Origin of the sequence: Streptomyces sp. 549 (genome assembly GCF_030124175.1) — a bacterium.
GTDB lineage: Bacteria > Actinomycetota > Actinomycetes > Streptomycetales > Streptomycetaceae > Streptomyces.
Map to the genome: position 1 here is coordinate 1 of NZ_JASKMT010000055.1, position 6,474 is coordinate 6,474.

The window sequence follows — 6,474 nt, forward strand, 5'->3', positions numbered from 1 at the left end:
CTGGCTCACCACCCTGCGACAAGACCACAACGACCAAACCCAGATCCACCAGGCATTGACCACACATGTCAACCAGGCCTCCGGCGAACCCGACTGGACCGGCCTCCACCAGCAGAAGAACCAACGGACAACCACCATCCCCACCTACCCCTTCAAACGACAGGAGCTGGGCGTGCCCGCCGCCGCCGACCGCGGCAGCACCGCGACGAGCGCCGTCAGCCACCCGCTGTTCGACCGTCACTACGAGCACCGGAGCGAGGGACAGTGACGAACCCAGGCGAGACCTACGAGAAGACGTTCACGGGCCAGGAGCCCCTCATCGCCCAGCACCGCTCGGCGGGTACCGGACTGCTACCTGCCGCGGTGCAGTTGGAGATGGCGCTGGTCGGCGTCGCCCGTCGCCGGCCGTTCACTCCTCTGGAGCTCAGCGATGTGACGTTCCTGCGCCCCCTCGCCATCGCCGACCACGAGGCGGCGCCCGTCCGGCTCGACGTGGCCTTCGGGCCGCAGACCCGCTTCGAACTGAGCACGGTGGTAGCCGGCGACCGCAAGCCGCTGTCCACCGGTACCGGCCGTCCACTGCCGGACGACGTCCCGACCCGGCCGGCCGGTACCGACTGGCGATCGACCGGTTGGCAGGCGACCGGTACGCAGACGATCACCCCGGAGCAGCTGTACGACAGTTGGGCGCGCGAGGGCCTGCAGTACGGACCCGACTTCCGTACCGTGCGGGAACTCTCCGTCGGAGACGGCGGAGTGGCCCGGGCCACGCTGCGGTCCGACGCCGAGCCCATGCCCTGGTACGCCCACCCGCTGCTCGTGGACGGCGTGTTCCAGGTTGTCAGCTGTGCGCTGCAGGACCTGTCGGTAGCGGCCGGCCCGTACACCATGTTGCCGATCGGGATCGACCGGTTCACGGTTCTCGCCGACTTGTCGGCGCTGTCGGCGGACGCGACCGTCCTGGTGCGCCGCACCGGTTCCGACGGCGCGTATGCGACCGCCGACGCCCTGATGCTGGGGCCCTCGAACGAGGTCGTCGCGGAGTTCGAGGGGATACGGATGCGCCGTACGGCCGCCGTGTCGCGACCGGCCACCGCGGCTTCCCCACGGACGGCCTTGCTGCCCGTCACCAGGATCTGCTGGCGGCCCGCACCGGCGGGTGATGCCCGGCACGAACCGGCGACCGGCACCTGGGTGGTGCTGCACAACGGCGGCAGGGACAGCCTGGGTGAGCGCGCCGCCCGGTACCTGCGGTCCGGGGGTGCCCGCGTGGTGGAGGTCGGCACCGGCCCGTCCGGGCCGCAGCCGCGCGACAGCAACAGCAACAGCAACAGCAACAGCAACAGCAACAGCAACAGCAACAAGCGGATGATGGCCCAGCCGGACGAAGAGGCGTTTCGCCGGCTCTGGGAGGAGATCGGTGATCCGGTCGCGGGTGTGGTCCACCTGTGGAACGCCGGCGACGTGCCCGAGGGTGACCGGGCGGAGGAGACGGAGCTCCGCCTGGGCCTGTACGGCTGCCTGGCCGCCCTTCGAACGCTAGGCGAGCGACAGCGCCGTTCCCGCTTCCTCGTGGTGACCCGGGACGGGCAGCCGGTCGCGGAAGGGGACCGGCCGGTTCCGGCGCGTGCCGCACTGTGGGGTTTCGTGCGCACCGCCGCCATCGAGTACCCGGGCCTGCGCCCGCGCCTGCTCGACATCGACCAGGCCGTCGATGACTCGCTCCGCGCACTCCTGGCGGAGCTGGGCAACGATGACGGGCCCACGGAGACCGGCTACCGGCGGGGTGTCCGCCAGGTGCCCGTCCGGATGCGCGACCGGTCGGCCCACGCCGCGCCGCAGACCGGGCCGGGCCCCATCAGGCAGGGCGGGCGCTACCTCATCCTCGGTGGCCACGGCGGGCTGGGCCTGGAGGTCGCCGACCGGTTCTCGCGGGAGGGCGCCGGCGTCGTCGCGCTGGTCAGTCGCTCCGGGGCGACCGGTGCCGACCGCGAACGGATGGCTGCGATCGCCGCGCGCGGGTGCGAGGTCGCCTCCTACAGTGCGGACGTCACCTCGCGCGGCGCCCTGGCGGCCGTGGTGGAACGCTTCCGCGGGGAGTTCGGTGGGTTGCACGGCGCGGTCCACGCCGCCGGCACGCTCAAGGACGGGCTGATCCGCACCGCCACCGCCGGGGACGTCGCAGCGGTGATGCGGCCGAAGGTCGACGGGGTCCGGGAGTTGGCCGATGCGGTGGCCGGGCAGGACCTGGACTTCGCCGTACTGTTCGCGTCGGTCTCCGGCACGTTCGGCAATCTCGGGCAGAGCGGATACGCCGCCGCCAACGCCTACCTCGACGGCTTCGCGCACGCTCACGGGTCGCCGTGGCTGAGCGTCGACTGGGGTCTGTGGGGCGAGGTGGGCATGGGCACGGCCGTCGCGGAACAGCTGCGGCGGCGCGGAGTGCGTCCGTTGGCCACCGCCGAGGGCCTGGAGGCCCTGATCGCGGTGCTGGGAGCCGAAGAGGACACCCGTCAGGTCGTCGTCGCGCATCCGGACGCCGGCGACACGGTCGTCGAGCTCGATGACATGGCCGAGGAGCCCGGCGAACCCTCCGGCGTACAAGGCATACAAGGCCTGCAAGGCACCGCGCAGAAGGGTTCGGAGGGTGCCGGGGAACACGTCGCGGACGCGCTCGAGCGATTCCTGACGGAACGGCTGGGCGTCTCCTCCTTCGATCGCGGCATTCCCCTTTCCGACTACGGCATGAGTTCGATCATGAGTGTCGAGCTGTCGGAGGAGCTGTCCCGGATATGGGGCATCCACCTACCGGCCACGCTCTTCCTCGAGTACGGCGAGTTCGCCGAGGTGGCACAGGCATTGACCGACCGGTACGGCGCGGCCGTCGCGGTCGCGGCACCGGAGTCCGCTGAGGTCACCGAGGTCATCCCGGCCGGCGAGACCGCCGAGGTCAGTGCGGTCACCGAGAACGTCGAGCCGCGCCCGGCCGCGCCCGCGGACCGGGCTCGTTCGCGGCGGCGGACGGCGGCCGGCCATGACGCTGACATCGCGATCGTCGCCGTGTCCGGTGACCTTCCGGGCGCGACCGGCGACGTGGCCGAGCTCTGGCCGCTGCTCCGCTCCGGCGGCCACGCGTTCACCGAGGTGCCGGCCGAACGCTGGGACATCGACGCCCACTTCGAGCCCCGCGGTCCCCGTATGACAGGCACCTACTGCCGCGCCGGTGCTTTCGTCACCGGGATCGACCGCTTCGACCCGGCCTTCTTCGGCATATCGGTACGCGAGGCCGAGGCGATGGACGTCCAGCAGAAACTGCTGCTGGAACACGCCTGGACGGTGCGGGACGACAGCGGTCTCGCCGGCCGCCGCGACATCGGTGTCTTCGTCGGCGCCACCTACACCCACCATCGCGACGCGCAGGGGCTTGAGACCGTCGGGCCGCACACCGCCCTCGGCTCCATGAACGCGGTGCTGGCCAACCGGATCTCCTACGTCCTGGACCTGACCGGCCCGTCCCAGACCGTCGACACCCTGTGCTCGTCCTCCCTCGTCGCCATCCAGCAGGCGGTTGCCGCGCTGCGCTCGGGCCACTGCGGCGCCGCCATCGTTGCGGCCTGCCAAGTCGGCCTGACTCCGTGGTACTACCGCAGCCTGAGCCAGCTCGGCGCCCTGTCCGAGACCCGGCCGCGGCCCTTCGACGAGCGGGCGGACGGCTTCCTCCCCGGCGAGGGCGCGCTGGCCGTGATGCTGAAACCGCTCTCGGACGCCGAGCGGGACGGTGACCTGATCTGGGGTGTCATCCGCGGTACGGCTGTCAACCACGGGGGTCGTGGCAGCGCGCTGCCGGTGCCCAGGAGCGAAGCCCAGGCCGCGGTCGTCCGGGCGGCTCTGGACGACGCCGGGCTGGTACCGGCGGACATCTCCCTGATCGAGACGCACGGTACGGCCACCCGACTCGGCGACCCCATCGAGATCGCCGCGCTGACCGAGGTGTTCGGCGGTGACCCGGACCGCGGCGGTCCGTGCTACGTCGGAGCCGTCAAGGGAAGCATCGGGCACCTGGAACCTGCGGCCGGACTCGCCGGACTGCTGAAGGTCCTGCTGAGTCTGCGGCATCGGGAGATCCCGCCCGTCGCCAGTTTCGAGACCCCCAGCAGCCACCTGGACCTGGCCGCCGGGCCGTTCGTGATCCCGGCCGAGCCACAGCCGTGGACGTCGGACGGGCCGCGCCGGGCAGGGGTCAGCTCCTTCGGCATGGGCGGGACCAACGCGCACGTCATCGTGGAGGAGTACACCGGGGAGCCACGGCACGAAGGGCACGGCGAGGACGCGCACCCGGCCGGCGCCGAGCCGGCCGAGCACCTGCTGGTTCTCTCCGCCCACACTCCGGACGCACTGGTCCGGCGTATGGCGGACGTCCGGGCGCTGCTGCCGCAGGAGACCTCGGCGAGCCTGAACGCACTCTGCCGCTCCAGCGCCGTCGGACGCGACCACCAGGCGTGCCGGGTCGCGGTCCTGGGATCCACGTCCGAGGAGCTGGACGCCGGACTGACCCGGGCGCTGCGCTTGGCGGACCGGGCACCCGGCACCGTGCTGCGCGGCGGAACGGTGCTGGAGAGCGGGGCAACCGGGCTCGGTGACCCGGCCTTCCGCTACGTCGGCGGCGGGACGCCCGACTGGGCCGCGGTGTATCCGGGCCCGCCGGCGCGCCGGCGCGGCCTGCCGCGCTACCCGTTCGGGGCTCGCCCCGAACCATCCGGAGGGCGCCCCGACCCCTCCGCAACGCCCGAAACGGCCGGGCCGTCCGCGGAGGAGGTGGCCGAGGTCGTACGGCGGCTCTCACGCTCCCACCGGGTGCTTGGCGAGGAAACCGTGCCCGGGGCGCTGCCGGTGGCCCTCGGCTTGCGGTCGAGCAGCGTCCTGCGCCAGATCGCGTTCACCGGCCGAGGGACCGGAACCCATCCCCTCACCAGCGACCTGGACGATCCGGCCCGCACCGGGCCGGCTGTCTTCCGGTACGCCGGCCAGGCCATCGCCCGGCTCACCGGCACCGGGGACCCGACCGGCCCGGCGCCCGCCGCCGCGAAGCCCGACGCCCTGCTGGCCGGCCTCGACCGGACCCTGGAACCGGCGGGCCTGTACGCCTGGTTCGCCGCGAAGGGCATGGAGCTCTCCGCGTCGCTGAGGTCGATCGTCCAGGTGCACTACGGGCCCGACCGGGTGCTCGCGCGGGTCGACGTCCCGGCCGGCAGCGCACTGGAAGCCGAGGTGGTGTCGCTGGACGCCGCCCTCCAGGCCATGGCCGTACTCACGTTGGCGCATCCCACTGCTCCCTCGGCCACGTTCCTTCCGGTCGCCATCGGCCGGGCGGTGCGCTGGGCGGACCCGGCGCGGACGGCGTACGTGCTGTTCGAGGGTGCCGAGCCGGGAAGTGACGGCACACGACACGGCGACGCGACGCTTCTCGACGCCGACGGCCGGGTGCTGGTGCGGCTCGACGGCATCGAGTACCGGGCGGTGGGCAGCAGCGGAGAATCCGCCTCCGCCTCCGCCCCCACCCGCCGTACGCCGCGGGCCGCGGCGGCGGAGGCGGCGATCGTCGAAGTGGTGCGCGGGGTCCTGCACGACCCGGGGATCGGCCCGAACACCTCGCTGTCGGCCGCGGGTCTCGACTCCATGCTGGCGACGGCCATCGCGGCCGAGGTCGAGGAGACCTACGGAGTGCGGCTGAGTCCGGCGGACGTCCTGGACGCCGCGGACTGCCGTACCCTCGCCGGGCACGTCGCCGAGTCGGCCTCGGACGGCGTGTTCGCCCCGAACGAGGCCGACCGGCGGTCCGCCACCGATGACGACGACGTCCAGGCCGCAGACCGTGGCGACCGTCCCGCCGAGCGGGCCGCGTTCGCCGCCCCCGCCGGTGACGACACCGCGTCCGCCCGGGACATGGCCGTCATCGGCCTGGCCCTCGCGCTGCCCGGCGCGCGGGACCCGGAACACCTGTGGTCGCTGCTCGCCGACTCGGGCGACAGCATCCGTCCGGCTCCGGCCCACCGCTGGGGCCGGTACGCCGCCGACGGACAGGACCCCGATGTCGGCGGCTTCCTCGACAACGTGGAGGAGTTCGACGCCCGGTTCTTCGACTTCTTCCCCAAGCAAGCCGAGGTGCTCGACCCCCAGGCTCGCTGGCTGCTCCGCACCACCTGGGAGGCCCTGGAGTCGGCCGGCCTGCCGCCCCGCCAACTGTCCGCGTCCACCGGCGTGTTCGTGGGTGCCAGCTACCAGCACTACAAGGACTACAACATCGCCCCGGAGCTGGACGCCCCCAGCGGCCTGGGCAACCACAACGCGTTCCTGGCGAACCGGGTGAGCTACTTCCTGGATCTGCGCGGGCCGAGCATGACGATCGACACGCTGTGCTCGTCGTCGCTGGTCGCCCTGCACACCGCGGTGCGCAGCATCCGGGACGGCGAGTGC

The 6,474-nt window shown here is 72.7% G+C and carries 1 protein-coding gene and 1 pseudogene; both read left to right on the top strand.

Translation table 11 applies throughout. The features are described from left to right. Positions 1 to 268: pseudogene (locus QNO07_RS27340) on the top strand (acyltransferase domain-containing protein); the annotation flags it as partial. Next, positions 265 to 6,474: SDR family NAD(P)-dependent oxidoreductase (locus QNO07_RS27345; RefSeq protein WP_283995234.1), on the top strand; the 6,210-nt coding region annotated here is incomplete at its 3' end. The pseudogene QNO07_RS27340 and the gene QNO07_RS27345, both read left to right, overlap by 4 nt.